17 protein-coding genes are annotated in these 16,930 nt (G+C 72.3%); 10 read left to right on the forward strand and 7 right to left on the reverse strand.

Annotated elements, in window-relative coordinates; all coding sequences use genetic code 11:
• Positions 1-86: 86 nt before the first annotated feature.
• Positions 87-680: a PadR family transcriptional regulator gene (locus ACOWU6_RS00570; protein WP_282978647.1), complete on the reverse strand. Its 594-nt coding sequence runs from the start codon at positions 678-680 to the stop codon at positions 87-89.
• 141 nt (positions 681-821) lie between these two features.
• Here ACOWU6_RS00570 and ACOWU6_RS00575 point away from each other — a divergent pair, with 141 nt between their 5' ends.
• Positions 822-1,790 (forward strand): phosphodiesterase, encoded by a 969-nt coding sequence (locus tag ACOWU6_RS00575; protein WP_421074359.1) that lies wholly within the window; start codon positions 822-824, stop codon positions 1,788-1,790.
• 3 nt (positions 1,791-1,793) lie between these two features.
• On the opposite strand, the gene ACOWU6_RS00580 is transcribed toward ACOWU6_RS00575, so the two are convergent.
• Together ACOWU6_RS00580 and ACOWU6_RS00585 are read right to left on the reverse strand one after the other, a co-directional pair.
• A complete protein-coding gene (locus ACOWU6_RS00580; RefSeq protein ID WP_282978646.1) occupies positions 1,794-3,326 on the reverse strand; it encodes a stealth family protein in 1,533 nt (510 codons plus the stop codon).
• Between the two features lie 205 nt (positions 3,327-3,531).
• On the reverse strand, positions 3,532-4,512 hold the full coding sequence (locus tag ACOWU6_RS00585; RefSeq protein WP_421074360.1) for an epimerase: 981 nt from the start codon (positions 4,510-4,512) through the stop codon (positions 3,532-3,534).
• Between the two features lie 246 nt (positions 4,513-4,758).
• On the opposite strand from ACOWU6_RS00585, the gene ACOWU6_RS00590 reads away from it, so the two are divergent.
• The 4 genes from ACOWU6_RS00590 to ACOWU6_RS00605 all read left to right on the forward strand — a co-directional run bounded on the left by ACOWU6_RS00590 (position 4,759) and on the right by ACOWU6_RS00605 (position 10,236).
• Positions 4,759-5,214: an SRPBCC family protein gene (locus tag ACOWU6_RS00590; protein ID WP_421074361.1), complete on the forward strand. Its 456-nt coding sequence runs from the start codon at positions 4,759-4,761 to the stop codon at positions 5,212-5,214.
• A gap of 9 nt (positions 5,215-5,223) precedes the next feature.
• Positions 5,224-6,012, forward strand: a complete 789-nt coding sequence (locus ACOWU6_RS00595) for a hypothetical protein (protein WP_421074362.1) — start codon at positions 5,224-5,226, stop codon at positions 6,010-6,012.
• Between the two features lie 129 nt (positions 6,013-6,141).
• Complete coding sequence (gene secA / locus ACOWU6_RS00600; RefSeq protein ID WP_271172796.1) at positions 6,142-8,916, forward strand: preprotein translocase subunit SecA; 2,775 nt, start codon at positions 6,142-6,144, stop codon at positions 8,914-8,916.
• A 90-nt stretch (positions 8,917-9,006) separates the two neighbouring features.
• A complete protein-coding gene (locus ACOWU6_RS00605; RefSeq protein ID WP_271172795.1) occupies positions 9,007-10,236 on the forward strand; it encodes a pyridoxal phosphate-dependent aminotransferase in 1,230 nt (409 codons plus the stop codon).
• Here the strand turns inward: ACOWU6_RS00605 and ACOWU6_RS00610 are convergent, their stop codons facing one another.
• Entirely contained in the window at positions 10,237-10,677 is a 441-nt protein-coding gene (locus ACOWU6_RS00610) for an Rv3235 family protein (protein ID WP_421074363.1), read from the reverse strand.
• Positions 10,678-10,807: 130 nt separating this feature from the next.
• Between ACOWU6_RS00610 and ACOWU6_RS00615 the strand changes: the two genes are divergently transcribed.
• Positions 10,808-11,422, forward strand: coding sequence for a hypothetical protein (locus ACOWU6_RS00615; protein ID WP_421074364.1), 615 nt, complete (start codon positions 10,808-10,810; stop codon positions 11,420-11,422).
• Between the two features lie 4 nt (positions 11,423-11,426).
• Here ACOWU6_RS00615 and ACOWU6_RS00620 read toward each other — a convergent pair whose 3' ends face one another.
• The gene (locus ACOWU6_RS00620; RefSeq protein ID WP_282978640.1) at positions 11,427-11,693 is read right to left on the reverse strand and encodes a helix-turn-helix domain-containing protein; all 267 of its coding nucleotides are present in this window, start codon (positions 11,691-11,693) and stop codon (positions 11,427-11,429) included.
• A gap of 98 nt (positions 11,694-11,791) precedes the next feature.
• Here ACOWU6_RS00620 and ACOWU6_RS00625 point away from each other — a divergent pair, with 98 nt between their 5' ends.
• From ACOWU6_RS00625 to ACOWU6_RS00635, 3 genes are read left to right on the forward strand one after another with little or no spacing between them, the layout of a single operon-like run.
• Positions 11,792-12,448 (forward strand): SAF domain-containing protein, encoded by a 657-nt coding sequence (locus ACOWU6_RS00625; protein ID WP_282978639.1) that lies wholly within the window; start codon positions 11,792-11,794, stop codon positions 12,446-12,448.
• Positions 12,445-13,743, forward strand: a complete 1,299-nt coding sequence (locus ACOWU6_RS00630) for an AAA family ATPase (protein ID WP_421074365.1) — start codon at positions 12,445-12,447, stop codon at positions 13,741-13,743. The genes ACOWU6_RS00625 and ACOWU6_RS00630 overlap by 4 nt, the downstream gene beginning before the upstream one ends.
• A gap of 9 nt (positions 13,744-13,752) precedes the next feature.
• Entirely contained in the window at positions 13,753-15,246 is a 1,494-nt protein-coding gene (locus ACOWU6_RS00635) for a sensor histidine kinase (protein ID WP_271172789.1), read from the forward strand.
• An 82-nt stretch (positions 15,247-15,328) separates the two neighbouring features.
• On the opposite strand, the gene ACOWU6_RS00640 is transcribed toward ACOWU6_RS00635, so the two are convergent.
• On the reverse strand, positions 15,329-15,577 hold the full coding sequence (locus tag ACOWU6_RS00640; RefSeq protein WP_271172788.1) for a WhiB family transcriptional regulator: 249 nt from the start codon (positions 15,575-15,577) through the stop codon (positions 15,329-15,331).
• Positions 15,578-15,799: 222 nt separating this feature from the next.
• Here ACOWU6_RS00640 and ACOWU6_RS00645 point away from each other — a divergent pair, with 222 nt between their 5' ends.
• Positions 15,800-16,195 (forward strand): histidine kinase, encoded by a 396-nt coding sequence (locus ACOWU6_RS00645; RefSeq protein WP_271172787.1) that lies wholly within the window; start codon positions 15,800-15,802, stop codon positions 16,193-16,195.
• On the opposite strand, the gene ACOWU6_RS00650 is transcribed toward ACOWU6_RS00645, so the two are convergent.
• Positions 16,171-16,926 (reverse strand): EI24 domain-containing protein, encoded by a 756-nt coding sequence (locus tag ACOWU6_RS00650; RefSeq protein ID WP_282978637.1) that lies wholly within the window; start codon positions 16,924-16,926, stop codon positions 16,171-16,173. The two genes, ACOWU6_RS00645 and ACOWU6_RS00650, sit on opposite strands and share 25 nt — an antisense overlap.
• Positions 16,927-16,930 lie beyond the last annotated feature (4 nt).

Here is a 16,930-nt window from a genome sequence, read left to right on the forward strand (position 1 = left end):
GGGTGCGCGGGAGGGGACGATTCGGGGCCGGTTCGCGGGGCCGGCTCGCGTCGCGGTTCGCCGCGAACCGCGACGGCAGTCGAGCGTCAGACGGCGGCGACGGGGCGCGCGGGGCGGCCGCGCTTCGGGCGCTCGGTCGAGAGGTCGAGCGCGAGCGCGTGGTCGGGATGCGCGGCGAGACGCTCCTCGGCGTGCGCGAGCCAGCGGGCATCCGCCTCCGCGGAGAAGAGGAGCGCGTCGGAGATGAGCGACCACGCGACCCGCTCGGGGCCCTCCTGCTCCGCGCCGGGGTACACGGCGGCGCGCAGGCCCTCGATCCGGGCGTCGACGGCCTCGCGCTCGGCGCGGAGCACGGCGCCCGCGTCGACGCCCGGGAGGGTCGCGGCGAGGGCGAGCTTGACCGCGAGCGCGTCGCGATCGGATGGATCCACGGGCGTCTCGAGCCACAGGTGCGCCGCCTCGCGGCCGGCGGGCGTGATGCTCCAGTAGACGTGCCCCTGCGCGTCGGGTTCGCCGCGCTCGACGAGCCCGTCGCGCTCGAGGCGCTCGAGCGTGTTGTAGATCTGCCCGACGTTGAGGGTGCGCGTTCCCCCCGTGCGGCGCGCGAACTCGGTGCGCAGCTGGTATCCGTAGCAGGGGCCCTGATCCAGGATCGCCAGCAGTCCGTGTCGCACCGACATCCGCACCTCCGGTCCGCGCGGCGAAAAGGGATGCCGCGTATGCAGATACGAGCGTACCGATCGGATGGCGGATCGCAGAGATTCCCGGACATCGCCTTGTGTCGCGCTGAGAGTGCGAGGCGCCTCGCTACCATCGCGAACATGGCCGGACCGTCGATGACGCCACGGAGATCCGAGTACGCGCGCCCGAGTCACGTGCTCGTCCATCTGAGCGACACGCATCTGAGAGCCGAGGGCGGCGTCTTCGGGATCGACGCCGCTGAGCACGTGAGCCGCATGCTCGCGGAGATCGAGCAGTCCGGGGCGCGCCCCGACGCGCTGGTCTTCACCGGCGACCTCGCCGATCTCGGCGAGCGCGACGCCTACCGGCAGCTCCGCGACGCCGTCGCGCCCGCCGCCGAGCGCCTCGGGGCGCGCGTGATCTGGGTCATGGGCAACCACGACGCCCGCGACCCGTTCCGACGCGAGCTCCTCGGCGAGGCGGGCGACGCACCGGTCGACGCGGTCCACGACCTCGACGGGCTACGCGTCATCGTGCTCGACACGTCGGTGCCCGGAGCGCACCACGGCGAGGTGTCGGCGGAGCAGCTCGAGTGGCTGTCGCTCGAGCTCGCCCTGCCCGCGCCGCGCGGGACCATCCTCGCGATGCACCACCCGCCCATCCCGTGCGTCCTCGATCTCGCGACGCTCGTCGAGTTGCGCGATCAGCAGGCGCTCGCCGAGGTGCTGCGGGGGAGCGACGTCCGGGCCATCCTCGCGGGCCACGTGCACTTCTCGTCGACGGCGACGTTCGCCGGGATCCCGGTGTCGGTCGCGTCGTCGTCGTGCTACACGCAGGACCTGCGCATCGCCGACGGCGGCATGCAGCCGCGCGACGGCGCGCAGTCGTACAACCTCGTGCACGTCTACGACGAGACGATCGTCCACTCGGTGGTGCCGTTCTCGGACGCGCCGCCCGCCGAGATCACCTCGGCCGAGGAGACCGCGCGCCGGCTCGAGCGCGCGGGCGTGGTCATCCCGCCCGCGAGCCCGTCCCGCACGGTCGCATCCGACGCGCCGGTCGCCGAGCAGGTCGCGCCGCCGACGGAGCCGCTGCCGCTCGTGGGGTGACGGTCAGTCGCTCTCCCACGGCGCCTTGACGGGGAAGTATGCCTCGAGCGTCTCCCGGACGACCCGAGCGCGCAGCTCCTCCGGCAGCTCGGGCTCGCTGCCGTCGTTGAGGCAGAACATGTCGACGTCCCGCCCGGCCAGCAGTCGCCCCATCCGCGCTGGCGCATCGCGCTGCGTCGTCTGGATGTACGCCGTCCGCGGCTCGGTCGTCGCGAGAGCACGGCCGGTGAACGTCGCGTAGTAGTGGTAGAGCGAGTTCGTGACCGAGATGTCGGTCGCGCTGCGGAAGCGGGCCGCCGCCGTCCGCGCGAACTCCTCGGGGAACTCGCGCTCGAGCTCGAACATCACCTCGCGGCTGTGCGGCGTGGCGCAGTGCTGCAGGTCGCGAAGGATGACCCGTCCGAAGCGCTCGCGCAGGAGGTCGCGGTTGACGCGCGCCGCGTTGTCGTGGCCGGATCGGCTCGGCCGCGAGGGGCCGACGCCGATGCGCACGCCGCATTCGACGTACTTCGTGAGCCCGCCCGCGGTGAAGAACATCTCGGGGGAGACCGGACGGCCGAAGAACATGTCGTCGTTCGAGTACAGGAAGTGCTCGGCGATGCCCGGGATGCGGTGCAGCTGTGCCTCGACGGCGTGCGAGTTGTGCGTCGGGAGGACCGTCGGGTCGGCGAAGAACTCCTCGCTGCGGACGATCGTCACCCGCGGGTGCTCGGCGAGCCAGCGCGGCGCGGGGCTGTCGGTCGCGATGAAGATGCGACGGACCCACGGGGCGAACATGTGCACGCTGCGCAGGGCGTAGCGCAGCTCGTCGACGTGGCGGTAGCGCGCGGCGTGCGCGTCGCCCTCCCCGACGACGTAGGCGTTCATGCGCTTGGCGCGCTCGCGCTGGAAGTCGTTGGACGATCCGTCGACCCACGAGAAGACCATGTCGATGTCGAAGGTCACCTCGTGCGGACCCGCGTCGAACATCCCCTCGAGCGTGCGCCACTCGCGTCCATGCCGGCGGATGGTCGTCAGAGCGAGGTCGTCCGCCGCGATCACGTGGCGGGTCAGCGCGTTCCGTCGCGGGGCGCGCACGATGGCGCCCTCGCGACGCCAGAACTCGAGGCGCACGCCGCAGTCGGCGCCGTAGCTCAGCGTGCCCGACGGCACGATGCGCGGGCGGAAGAGCACCGCGACGTCCTTCGCGAACGCGGACTCGACCCCCGAGGAGAGCGGCACGGGAACGCGTCGGGCCGAGCGCGCCGCCGCCCACGGACCCTCGTCGGCGGCCAGCGCGGCGAGCGCGGCGGGCTTGTCCTCGACGTCGAGCGCGAGGGCGGGGCGCCCACTCGTCCGGCGCAGGAGGAGCGGCTGCAGGCCCGCGCGCTCGAGGAGATCGGCGAGCGCGAGGAGATCGGCTGTCTGGGCCTCGTCCGGTGTGGACTCCTCGACGAGATGCAGGATCCCGTCATGAAGGCGCGTGGCGGCATGGTCGGGAGCGACCTCGCGCGGGGAGTGTGCGGTGCGACCGGAAGGGGTGCCCAGAAGCGTCATCAATCACCTCGTATCTACTTACGGCGGACGCCGTCAGGACGGGGAACATGGAGCCGATCCGACGGAGGCGGGGATTCCCGGACGACGTCTCGTGAACAGCTCCTGACTGAATGATAGACAGCGCGTGACACTGCGGATGCACCCTCGACAAGCGGACCGCCATGCGGTAAGGGATCCGGTCGCCGATTCGCGGCATCCTCGCAGGTCAGCGGCGCGGCGCGACGTCCTGCAGCGCCTCGAGGAGGGCGGGGTGCGAGAAGCGGAAGCCGGCGGCGAGGAGCCGCTCGGGAACGACCCACCTGCTCTTCAGCACGAGCTCGGGCTCGGTGCGGATGACCCACATCGCGGGCTCGAGCATGAAGCGCCACGCGGGCAGGCCGAAGCGCGCGCCGACGATGCGGCGCAGGGTCCGCATGAGCGTGCGATTGTCGCTCGGGTTCGGAGACGCGACGTTGACGACGCCGTCGATGTCGTCGCGCGTCTCGAGGAAGCGGATGGCCGCGATCACGTCGTCGATGTGCACCCAGCTGAACCGCTGGCGGCCGCCCGTGCGGTGCCGCGGGGCGCGTCCGTCGCCGCTCGGGGCGGAGCCGATCCCGCGGTAGCGGCGATGGGGGAACCACCATCCGTCGATCTGCGGGCCGCCGATGCCGAGGCGCGCGAGGAGGAAGAGCAGCCGCGTGGCGGGCCCGTCGCCGAGGACGATGGCCATCCGCAGCGCGACGCGGCGCGTGGCCGGGAGGTCGCCCGCGAAGAGCTCGCGTTCCCACTCCCGCGCGACGTCGACCGAGAAGCCCGTGCCGAGCTCGCCCGTGCTCTCGGTCTGAGGGCGGTCCGTCGCGTGCCGGTAGATGGTCGCCGTGCTCGCGTTCATCCACACGTGTGGAGGCCGCGCTGAGGCGACGATCGCCTCGCGGAGCGCGCGGGTCGTGTCGACGCGGGACCGCAGGATCTCGTCGCGATGGGGGTCGGTGTACCGGCAGTTGACGGACTTCCCGGCGAGGTTCACGACGAGATCCGCGCCGTCGATCGCCGCGGCGATCGACGCGGGGTCGTCCCACCGGGCGGGTCCGCCGCGGCCGATCGTGCGAACCGTGCGCCCCTCCGCCTCGAGCGCGCGGACGAGCGCGCGTCCGACGAAGCCGCTCGCCCCCGCGACGACCGCGATCCGCTCGGTGTCGGCCATCCGCATCCCCCTCCCGCGGCGCGAGCCGCTCGGGGCCATCCTCTCAAGGAGCCGCGCATCGTCTCTCGACGTCGAGACATCGGTGCGGCGCCGGCGCGAGTGTGCGCGTCGGCGCCGAAGTCGCGGCGCGCGCGCGAGTGTGCCAGTCCGCGCCGACGACGGCGGCAGGGGCGCGGCGCTCGGCGCGGAGTCGACACCTGGCGCGGGCTGCGCGGTCTCGAGCGGGCGCCGTGCGAGCATCGCCATATGAGCAGCCGCTTCACGATCGTGACGGACACCGCCTTCCCGCCGGAGCGCCTGTTCGCGGTGTCGCTCGACGTCGATGCGCACGTCGCGTCCATGGCCTCGTCGCGCGAGCACGCGATCGGGGGCGTCACGGCGGGCTCGATCGGCCTCGGGGAGACGGTCACCTGGCGCGCCTGGCACTTCGGCGTCCCGTGGACGATGACCTCGGCGATCACCGAGCTGGAGGAGGGGGTGCGCTTCGTCGATGAGCAGATGCGCGGACCGTTCCGGCTGTTCCGCCACGTTCACGTGTTCGAGCCGCACGGCACCGGGTCGCGCATGATCGATGAGATCGAGCTCGCCGCGCCGGTGCTCGGCGCGATCGCGGAGCGGCTCGTCCTCGTTCCGTATCTGCGCCGCCTCATCCGCCGCCGCAACGCGCACCTCCTCCGACAGCTGAGCGCGCCGGGCGGATAGGGTCTGGCCGTGGGGGATGCGCGCGACGAGCTCGACGAGCTGCGGCGACGCGCGTACGGCCGGAACGGCGGACTCGACGCATGGGAGCTCGCCCGCCTGCACGAGCTCGAGGAGCTCGGACGCGGGCGGGCCGACGGGGACGGCCGCGTCGAGGGACCGGCTGCGGATGTCCCGAGCGCGCCCGCGGATGTCCCGAGCGCGCCCGCGGATGTCCGAGACGCCGTGCGCGAGGCCAGCGCCGACGAGCGGACGCCCCGGCGTCGCAGAGGACGGGGCGGCGCGATGCTCGGCCTCGCCGGCGTCTCGCTCACGGTCGGAGTCGTCGCGGGCATCGGCATCGCCGCGCTCGCGCAGGAGCGGCCATCGGCCATCCTCCGCCCCGCGGCGACGCCGCCGGCGTACGAGCTGCCGCTCGAGACCTGGGGACTCGAGGGCGCGGACGCGGTCCCGTACGACACCATCGGGACGGTGCGGGTATGGGCCGTGTCGTCTCCGGATGGCGCGACGATCGGGGCGGGGGATGGCTCGGCGAGGTGCATCGTGACCCGCAGCGAGGTCGCCGGCGCGACGGACGCGCAGGTCCTGGCCTGCGCGAGCGACGGCGCCTTTCCCGCGACCGCCGACCTCGTTGTGCTCGCCGAGGATGCCGCTCAGCGCGGCTGGGGGCTCGCGGCCGACGAGCTCGGGCTTCCCGTGGGCACGGCCGTGCGTCTCGTGCTGCGGGACGACGTGGTCGAGGTCTGGACGCGGACACCAGCGTCCGACGGCGAGACCGCGCCGGACTGGCGGATGGGGTGAGCGCGCCGACTGAGAGTCTGCTGGCCGGTCATTGTCACGGCCGGATAACATGGGCGAGTATGCCCGTCGCCGTTCGACGGCGACCTGGCCCATCCGCCCGGGATGAGGCACCCGATCGAGGAGTGATACGTGGCAAATCCGTTCGAGAAGCTGCTCCGTGCCGGCGAAGGACGCGTCCGACGGCAGCTGCAGCGGGTGGTCACCGCCGTGAACGCCCTCGAGGAGGACTACGCGAAGCTGACCGACGAGGAGCTGCGCAGCGAGACCGCTGAGCTCCGCGCGCGCCACGAGAAGGGCGAGACGCTCGACCAGCTCATGCCCGAGGCGTTCGCGGCGGTCCGCGAGGCCGCCAAGCGCACGCTCGGGATGCGCGCGTACGACGTGCAGCTCATGGGCGGGGCCGCGCTCCACCTGGGCAACATCGCCGAGATGAAGACCGGTGAGGGCAAGACGCTCGTCGCCACGTTCCCCTCGTACCTCAACGCGATCGCCGGCAAGGGCGTCCACGTCGTCACCGTCAACGACTACCTCGCGTCGTACCAGGCCGAGCTCATGGGCCGCGTGTACCGCGCCCTCGGCATGACCACCGGCATCATCGTGTCGGGCCAGACGCCCGCCGTGCGCCGGGAGCAGTACGCGGCCGACATCACCTACGGCACGAACAACGAGTTCGGCTTCGACTACCTGCGCGACAACATGGCGTGGCGCAAGGAGGATCTCGTCCAGCGCGGCCACTTCTTCGCAGTGGTCGACGAGGTCGACTCGATCCTCATCGACGAGGCCCGCACGCCGCTCATCATCTCGGGCCCCTCGTCGGGCGAGGCCAACCGCTGGTTCGCCGAGTTCGCGAAGGTCGCGCGCACCCTCGAGGAGGGTGTCGACTACGAGGTCGACATCAAGAAGCGCACGGTCGGCGTTCTCGAGGCGGGCATCGAGAAGGTCGAGGACTACCTCGGCATCGACAACCTGTACGAGTCGGCGAACACCCCGCTCATCTCGTTCCTCAACAACTCGATCAAGGCCAAGGCCCTCTTCAAGCGCGACACCGACTACGTCGTCATGAACGACGAGGTCATGATCGTCGACGAGCACACCGGCCGCATCCTCGTGGGCCGCCGCTACAACGAGGGCATGCACCAGGCGATCGAGGCGAAGGAGGGCGTCCCGGTCAAGGCCGAGAACCAGACGCTCGCCACCGTCACACTGCAGAACTACTTCCGCCTCTACGACAAGCTCGCGGGCATGACGGGCACGGCCGAGACCGAGGCCGCCGAGTTCATGTCGACGTACCAGCTCGGGGTCATCCCGATCCCGACCAACCGGCCCATGGTCCGCAAGGACCAGACCGACCTCGTCTACAAGAACGAGCAGGGCAAGTTCGCGCAGGTCGTCGAGGACATCGCGGAGCGCCACGCGAACGGTCAGCCGGTGCTCGTCGGCACGGTCAGCGTCGAGAAGAGCGAGTACCTGTCGCGCCTGCTGTCGAAGAAGGGCATCCGGCACGAGGTCCTCAACGCGAAGAACCACGCGCGCGAGGCCGAGGTCGTCGCGCGCGCCGGTCAGCTCGGCGCCGTCACGGTCGCGACCAACATGGCGGGTCGAGGCACCGACATCATGCTCGGCGGCAACGCGGAGTTCATCGCCGTCCAGGAGATGAAGGCCAAGGGCCTGTCTCCCGAGGAGACGCCGGAGGAGTACGAGGCCGAGTGGCCCGCCGTCTTCGACGCCGTCAAGGAGCGCGTCGAGGAGGAGGCGGCCAAGGTGCGCGAGGCCGGCGGTCTCTACGTGCTCGGCACCGAGCGTCACGAGTCGCGTCGCATCGACAACCAGCTCCGAGGACGCGCCGGCCGTCAGGGCGACCCCGGTGAGAGCCGCTTCTACCTGAGCCTCACCGACGACCTCATGCGCCGCTTCCAGTCGGGCCCGGCAGACGCGCTCCTGTCGCGCACCGACTTCCCGGACGATGTCGCGATCGAGTCGAAGCTCGTCTCGCGCCTCATCAAGAACGCGCAGGCGGCCGTCGAGTCGCGCAACGCCGAGGCCCGCAAGAACGTCCTGAAGTACGACGACGTCCTCAACCGCCAGCGCGAGGCGATCTACGCCGACCGCCGGACCATCCTGCACGGCGACGACATCAAGGACCGCGTCGAGCACTTCATCGAGGACGCCATCACGGCGATCGTCGACGACCACACGTCGGGCGGCCACAACGAGAGCTGGGACTTCGACGCGCTCTGGACCGAGCTCAAGACGCTGTACCCGGTCGGCGTGACGATCGACGAGGTCGTGGCCGAGGCCGGCGCGCGCAAGGGCGGCATCACGGCCGAGGCGCTCAAGCGCGAGCTGCTCAGCGACGCGAAGATCGCGTACGCCAAGCGCGAGGAGCAGCTGGGCGAGAAGGCCGTGCGCGAACTCGAGCGCCGCGTCGTGCTCCAGGTGCTCGACCGCCGCTGGCGCGACCACCTCTACGAGATGGACTACCTCAAGGACGGCATCGGCCTCCGGGCCATGGCGCAGCGCGACCCGCTGATCGAGTACCAGCGTGAGGGTTACTCGATGTTCCAGGCGATGATGGGGCAGATCAAGGAGGAGGCCGTCGGCTACCTCTTCAACCTCGAGGTCGAGGTGCGCAAGGTCGGCGAGGACGACCAGGCCGCGCCGCAGGTGGAGGCCAAGGGCCTCGCCGAGGCGCCGGCCGAGCAGCGTCTCGAGTACTCGGCGCCCAGCGAGGACGGCGACGTCGAGGTGCGCAACGAGCGCGGCCAGGTCCAGAAGTCGCAGACCGACCGCGCCCGTCAGAAGGACGCGCCGCGCGGCGCGTTCGGCCAGCGGACCGACGACGACGGCGCCGCGGCGCCCGTGCCGCAGAACCGCGAGCAGCGCAGGGCCGCGAAGAAGAAGTAGCGCGCGACGCGACGAGGGCGGGCCACCGGATCTCCGGTGGCCCGCCCTCGTCGCACCGAGCCACGCCCGGCGCGGGCATATCCTGATGCGATGAACTCCCTCCGTCCCCTCGGCCAGTCCGCGAAGCTCCAGAACGTCCTCTACGAGATCCGCGGGGCAGCACTGGCAGAGGCGACGCGGCTCGAGGCGGACGGGCACTCGATCCTGAAGCTCAACACGGGCAACCCCGCCATCTTCGGCTTCGAGGCGCCCTACCAGATCGTGCGCGACATGATCGAGGCCGTCCCGTATGCGCACGGCTACAGCGACAGCCGCGGCATCCTGCCCGCGCGCCGCGCGATCGTCAGCCGCTACGAGGAGACCCCCGGCTTCCCGCACGTGGATCCGGACGACGTCTACCTCGGCAACGGCGTGTCCGAGCTCATCACGATGACGATGCAGGCGCTCCTCGACGAGGGCGACGAGGTGCTCATCCCCGCGCCCGACTACCCGCTGTGGACCGCGATGACGAGCCTGTCCGGCGGCACCCCCGTGCACTACCTGTGCGATGAGGAGAACGGCTGGCAGCCCGACCTCGAGGACATCCGCTCGAAGGTGACCTCCAAGACCAAGGCGATCGTCGTCATCAACCCGAACAACCCCACGGGAGCCGTGTACAGTCGCGAGCTGCTCGAGGGGATCGCGCAGATCGCGCGCGAGCACTCCCTGCTGATCCTGTCGGACGAGATCTACGACCGCATCCTCTTCGACGGAGCCGTGCACATCCCGACCGCCACGGTCGCCCCCGACCTCCTCGTCCTCACGTTCAACGGCCTCTCCAAGACCTACCGCGTCGCCGGGTATCGCTCCGGATGGATGGTCATCACGGGTCCCAAGAAGCACGCGAAGGGATTCCTCGAGGGCATCCAGCTCCTCGCGTCGACGCGGCTGTGCGCGAACGTGCCGGCACAGCACGCCGTGCTCGCCGCGCTCACCGGCGTGCAGTCCATCGACGCCCTCATCGCTCCGACCGGGCGCCTCCACGAGCAGCGCGACGTCGCCTGGGAGAAGCTCTCGACCATCCCGGGCGTCTCGTGCGTCCGCCCGGACGGTGCGCTCTACGCGTTCCCGCGGCTCGACCCGGAGGTGCACGAGATCCGCGACGACAAGCAGCTCGTGTACGACCTGCTCGTGTCGGAGCACATCCTGCTCGTCGAGGGCACGGGGTTCAACTGGCCGACGCCGGATCACCTGCGCGTCGTGACCCTGCCCGAGGCGCGTGTGCTCAGCGAGGCGATCGAGCGGCTCGGGAACTTCCTGTCGTCCTACCGGCAGCGGTAGTCAGAGGATCCGGATGTCGGTGGCGCGCCAGCGGCGGTCGAGACCCTCGAGGCGCATCGCGAGCGCGCGGGTGCGGTCGGGCATCGCCACGATGACGACGACCTCCACAACGCCGTCGGCCGGCGCCATCTGACGCATGGTGCGCACCGTGAAGACGGGGCGCTGCGCCGGCATCCGACGTGCGCTGCGCGCCCGGCGCGACAGGTTCGCGCGCTGGACGAGCTTGAGGTACGTCTCCTCGGCGAGCCAGCGCGCGAGCTGATCGACCTCGCGCGTGCCGGCGAGAGCCTCGAGGATGCCGCGGGTGAGGGCCGCGACGAGCGGCGCGGGATCGGGGAGCTCGGCGGAGGACGTGCGCTGCGGGGCGAAGAGCTCCTCGACGTCCTCCTCGGTGCGGTGGGACCGTCTGCGAGAGGTCGCACCCGCGGCGTTCGGCGGCATGACAGCCTCATTCCGGTCGGGGAGAAGGGTTGCCCGAGTGAACCAGCACGCCCGCGCGGCCGGGAACCCCGCATACATGCCTGTGGAGAGCGGATGACGGGGCCGCGCGCTTTCCCCTACGCTCTCGCAGATGCGCTGGGATCGCTTCTTCGAGGACCTGGAGGACCAGCTCGCGGCCGAGTGGGAGGCCGAGCGGGCCGCGCTGGACTCCGAGGCCGAGCGGCTGCGCGTGTCCCGCCTCGCCCTCCGCGAGCGCCTCGTGGCGTTCGCGCAGTCGGCGGCCTCGCCCCTGTCGATCGAGCTGCGCGACGGATCGTCGCTGGAGGCGTCGGTCACCTCGGTCGGGGCGGACTGGATGGCGGTTCGCCCGCTCCGCGCGCACGGCGCGGCGGAGAGCGCGGTGCTCGTGCCGCTGCCGGCCATCCGCTCGATCGGCGCGGCGCAGGGCGAGCTCCTGCGCAGCGCTCGCCCGACCGAGCCCGAGAGCCGCCTCGCGCAGCGGGTCACCTTCGGTTTCGCTCTGCGCGACCTCGCGCGGCGCAGGGCCGCCATGGCGATCGGCGTCGTGTCGGGGCGCGCGCTGTCGGGCACGATCGACCGCGTCGGCGCCGATCACCTCGACCTGGCGCTGCACGACCCCGATTCGCCCCGCCGCTCCGCCGCGGTCACGGCGTTCCGCATCGTGTCGTTCGAGGCCGTCGCCTGGGTGCGCGTGGCGGCCGCGGTCGGCGTCGTCGCGCCGTGAGCCGTCAGGGGCGGCGCCGACGGCCCCAGAGCTCGGGGAAGCTCGCCTCGTTCGACTCCCGCCACAGGGCCATCCGCCGCGTCTCCTCGTGCTGGTCCTCGAGGTACTCGTCGACGCTGAGCTGCTCGATGCGCCAGCGCGCGGGCGAGCCGAGTCGCGCGCCGCGGAGTCGTCCGGCGTGGACGAGCTCGACGACCTCGTCCGCCTCGATGCCCAGCAGCTCGGCGACCTGAGCGGGCGCGAGGTAGCGCACGTCGGAGTTGTCGGGCATGGCCCCATTATGGGCAGGGGCGGGTCTCCGGGGACCCGGACGCGCCATCCTGTGGATAACTTTCTCAGGCGTCGCGCCGATTCGGACAGCATGGGCGCATGACCACGACGACCCCGGTCCGCGACGTCGCCGCCCTCGCCCCCGTTCCGCGTCGCCGGCGCGTGTTCTGGGGCGACGCGCGGTTCTTCATCGGCCTCGCCCTCATCGTCGCGTCGATCGCCGGGGTCTGGTGGGTCGTGTCGGCTGCCCGGCAGACCGCGCCCGTGCTCGCCGCCGAGACGACGATCGTCCCGGGGGAGGCGGTGACCGCGGGCGATCTCGCGGTCGTCGATGTCGCCCTGGGCGGCGCGGAGGACGCCTATCTCGCGCCTCACGAGCTCGCGGAGGGGTACGTCGCGACGCGCACGATCGAGGCCGGCGAGCTCGTCCCCTCGTCGGCGGTGACGCCGGCCGACGAGGCGGCGGTCACGACGGTCGTCGTCGAGAGCGCCGTCGACGTGCCGTCGTCGGTCGGGGAGGGCACGGCGGTCGAGCTCTGGGCGGCGCCCCTCCTCGAGCAGGGGGTCTACGACGAGCCGCGCATCCTCGTGGCGGACGCGACGGTCGCCGCCGTGCTCCGCGACGACGCCGTGATGGGCGCGGCAGGAGCGTCGATCGAGCTCGTGATCGACCGGGCGCGCGTCGCCGACGTGCTCGCGGCGGTGTCCTCGGGCGCCGCGCTCTCGGCTGTCCCGCAGTCCGGAGCCGGATCGTGAACGTCGTCGTGGCGCTCGACGAGCCGCGCGGGTCGGCTCTCGCCGAGGCCCTCGAGGACGAGGGCCTCTCGGTCATCGCGACCTGGCCGTCCGAGACGATCGCCCGCTCGCTCGGCGATCCGACGGCCGAGGTGTGGGACGTCCTGCGCTCCGCCGAGGCGCTCGTCCTGCCGGCGTCCCGCGCGGCGCTCACGCACGGCGTGGTGGGCGCCTGCGACCGGCACGGTGTCCGGATCGTCGCGCTGGGCGAACGCGCGGGCGAGGCGCGCCTCGCCCGCGCGTTCGGCCTCGCCGATCCGCTGCCTCTCGCGGCGGAGGGCTGGCGCGTGGCCGAGGCCATCCGGAGCGGATCCCTGGCGGTGCGCGCCGTCGGCGGGGAGCGCGGGCGGGTGGTGGCCGTGTGGGGCGCGCACGGCGCGCCGGGGCGGACGACGGTCGCCATCGAGCTCGCCGTCGAGACCGCGCGCACGCGCGGCCACGTCGCGCTGGTCGACGCGGACACGCACGCGCCCGCCGTCGCCATCGCCCTCGGGCTCGCCGACGAGGGGCCCGGTTTCGCGGCCGCCTGCCGTCAGGCGGAGCTCGGCGGGCTCGACGCCGCCGAGCTCACGCGCCTGAGCCTGCCCGTGGGCGGCGCCGACGGCATCGTCGACGTCCTGCCCGGGCTGAACCGGGCAGCGCGGTGGCCCGAGCTGTCGGAGCGGCGCGTGGCGTCGGCGCTCGAGGCGTGCCGCGGATGGGCCGACGTCACGGTCGTCGACACGGCGGCGTCCCTCGAATCCGACGAGGAGATCATGAGCGATCTCGACGGGCCCCGCCGCAACGCCGCGACGCTCGCGGCCCTCTCGTCGGCAGACGTCGTGGTCGCGGTCGCCGCGGCGGACCCGATCGGGATCGCGCGGTTCCTCCGCGGATACGCGGAGCTGCGCGCGATCGTCGGCGCGACCCCGGTCGTCGTCGCCGTCAACCGCCTGCGCACGGGCCCGCTCGGCATCGACGCCCGCGGCCAGGTGCGGCGCACGCTCGAACGATTCGGCGGGGTCGACGACGTGTCGTTCCTGCCGCTCGATCTTCGCGCGGCCGACGCCGCCCTCCTCGCGGCGCGCCCCGTCGGAGAGGTCATGCCGCGCTCGGCCCTGGCCCAGGCCGTCCGCCGTCTCGTCGCGCGCGTCGACGGACGCCGCGGCGACGAGGAGGCGGCGCTCATCCCGCTCGGGCGGGAGCGGGGTCGCCGCATCGCGCGCCCGGCGCGGCGAGCGCGCGGACGCGGGGAGGACGGCGTGCGGTCGGCATAGACTCGACGCGTGTCGACCCTCAGCGATCTCGTCTCCGCCCAGGGCCGTTCGAGCGAATCGGATATCGAATGGCTGCACCGTCTCGCCGGCGACGGGCAGCTGCTCGCCGATCTGGCCTCGGCGGACATCGTCTTCTGGGTGCCCACGTCGGACGACTCCTACATCGCGGTCGCGCACACGCGCCCGGGTGGCGCCGCGACGCTCTTCTATCGCGACATCGTCGGAGGACGCGTCCGGCCGCAGTGGCAGGCGCAGGTCCGCGAGGCGTTCCAGACCGCGCAGATCGTCGACTCGTCCTCGCCCGAGTGGTTCGAGGAGACGCCCACACGCGTGCGCGCCGTGCCGATCGCGATCCGGGAGGACGACGGCCTCCGCGCGATCGGCGTGCTCACGCGCCACACCAACCTCGGCGACGTGCGCACGCCGTCGCGCCAGCAGATCACCTTCAACGACTGCGCCGACGATCTCTTCCGGATGATCGCGACCGGCGACTTCCCCGACCTCTCGGCGCCGACCGGGCCGCGCAGGGGCGCTCCGCGCGCCGCCGACGGGCTCATCCGCCTCGACGTCGACGGCATCGTCACGTTCGCGAGCCCGAACGCCCTGTCGGCGTTCAACCGCATCGGCTTCGCGGAGGAGCTCGAGGGCGAGAACCTCGCCGACGTGACGAGCCAGATCCTGCCGGCGTCTCATGACACCGACGAGCGCCTGCCGATCCTCGTCTCTGGCCGTGCGCCATGGCGCAGCGACATCGAGGCGCGCGGCGTGACCGTGTCGCTGCGCGCGATCCCGCTCAAGGACCACGGCCACCGCACGGGCGCGATCGTCCTGTGCCGCGACGTGAGCGAGCTGCGCAGCCAGGAGCAGGAGCTCATCACGAAGGACGCGACGATCCGCGAGATCCACCACCGCGTCAAGAACAACCTGCAGACGGTCGCCTCGCTGCTGCGGATCCAGGCACGGCGCACGACCTCGGAGGAGGCGCGCGAGTCGCTGCTTCAGGCCATGCAGCGGGTCGCCGCGATCGCGGTCGTGCACGACACGCTGTCGGAGGGGCTCGCGCAGAACGTCGACTTCGACGAGGTGTTCGCGCGCGTGCTGCGCCTCGTCGCGGAGGTGGCGGCCGCGCAGAACACGGTCGCGCACACGCGCACGAAGGGCCGATTCGGAACGCTCCCCAGCGAGTACGCGACGCCGCTCGCGCTCGCGCTCACCGAGGTCGTCACGAACGCCGTGGAGCACGGCCTCGCGGGGCGCGAGGGCGAGGTCGAGATCGTCGCCGACCGCGACGACACCCGCCTCGAGGTGCGCGTGCGCGACACCGGCAGCGGTCTGCCCGATGGCCAGGTCGGCCGCGGCCTCGGCACGCAGATCGTCCGCACGCTCATCCAGGGAGAGCTCTCCGGGACGATCGACTGGTCGACGATCGACGCGCCGGACACAGCTTTCCACGGCGGGACCGAGGTCACGATCGCGGTTCCCCTGAGGTGGATCCGCAGCTGACCCGGACATGAAGAAGCCCCGCCGAGGCGGGGCTTCTTCAGACGACGGCGCTTGCCGTCAGCTGGCGCGACGGTGCCTCAGGTCAGCTGGCGCGACGGGCACGAGCGGCGCGGCGCTTGAGCGCGCGGCGCTCGTCCTCGCTGAGCCCGCCCCAGACGCCCGAGTCCTGGCCGGTCTCGAGGGCGTACTGCAGGCAGATCTCGGTGACCGTGCAGCGAGCGCAGACGGACTTCGCCTTCTCGATCTGGTCGATCGCGGGGCCGGTGTTCCCGACGGGGAAGAACAGCTCGGGGTCGACGGTGAGGCAGGCGGCCTTGTCGCGCCAGTCCATAGGAATGCTCCTTGCGGGGTGGGGTTTCTCAGGGAAAGCACAGCGTGGCAAAACGGGTGGATTACGCTGGATGTGCGACGGACCTGTGCAGGTTCCGCCCCACCACGCTGTGGGAAACACACCGTTAACAATTGTCATACACGCGAGGTTCTCGGGCAAGGGTTTTTTCTGTCCGTTCCCTGATCGTGCGCGCGGTGTGAGGCACGGGGAGCGAGGAGAGCCATGGCCACCAGCGCGACCGCACGGACGGCTGCCGTGCTCGTCGGACTCGAGGCGGTGGGCGTGCTCGCCCTCGCCGGCTGGCAGGTGCTCGCCCTCGGCTCGGCGGATGTCGCCTCGATGCCCAGCGCGATCGCCCTCCTCCTGCTCACGCTCGTCGGCGCCCTCGCCGTGGGCGCCTTCGCGCGCGGCATCGCACGGGGCCTGTCCTGGGGACGATCCGGCGCGATCGTCGTGCAGCTGCTCATCATCGCGGTCGCGATCGGCGCCGCGACGGGGGAGTACGCGCATGTCGCCGTCGCCGTCGGCCTCGCGGTCCCGGCCGCGATCGTGCTCGCCGTGCTGCTCTTCGCCGCCCGCGATGCCGGGCGGGCTCAGCCCCGCGCGCTCGACGACTGAGCGGAGCGCCGCTCGAGGAGCGTGTGCGCGAGGAGCGTGCTGCCGGCGACGGCGGCCGGCATCGCGACGATCGCGCCCAGGGGCACGAGCAGGCACACGTGCGTCGCCATCCCGAATCCCGCGACCCGTGCGCGGGAGCCGCGCCGCAGGGCCCGTCGCTCCTGCGTCCCGATGCCTCGCGCAGACAGCGCACGCGCCGTGAGCTCGTCGGAGAGCACCCAGCCGGAGAGCGCGGCTCCGACGACGGCGGCGAGCGGTGCGCCGACCACGGGGACGAACCCGAGCGCGACGCTCGCGACGGCGATCGCGAGCCCGCGGGCGATGAGCGACGCGCTGTCTGCGACCGATCGCCAGAAGCCGTACGCGCTCTCGGGAACGGACCCCGTGCGCGCGGCCTCGACCGAGCGCCAGACCCGGTCGTAGAAGGGCTCGCCCACGAGCAGGGTGAGGGCGGTGAACGTCGTCACCGCCACCACGAGTCCGCCCGCGAGCACGGCGGCGCCGATGAGCACGCGCACGAGGATGGTCCAGATCGCGGCCCAGTCCTCCGCCCAGGGGGTGAGGCCCTCGGCGATCGCGGGAAGGAGCGCTCCGAGGGTGATGAGCGCGGCTGCCATCGCCGCGCCGACGATCGCGGCGGGGATGAGCGCGGCCGCCATCACGCGCGGATCTCGCCGCCACCAGCCGAACCCCTCCAGCAGCGTGCGCACGCCCGCCCAGAACTCGCTCATGCGT

The organism is Microbacterium sp. SA156 (genome assembly GCF_049065455.1).
Classification (GTDB): Bacteria; Actinomycetota; Actinomycetes; order Actinomycetales; family Microbacteriaceae; genus Microbacterium; species Microbacterium barkeri.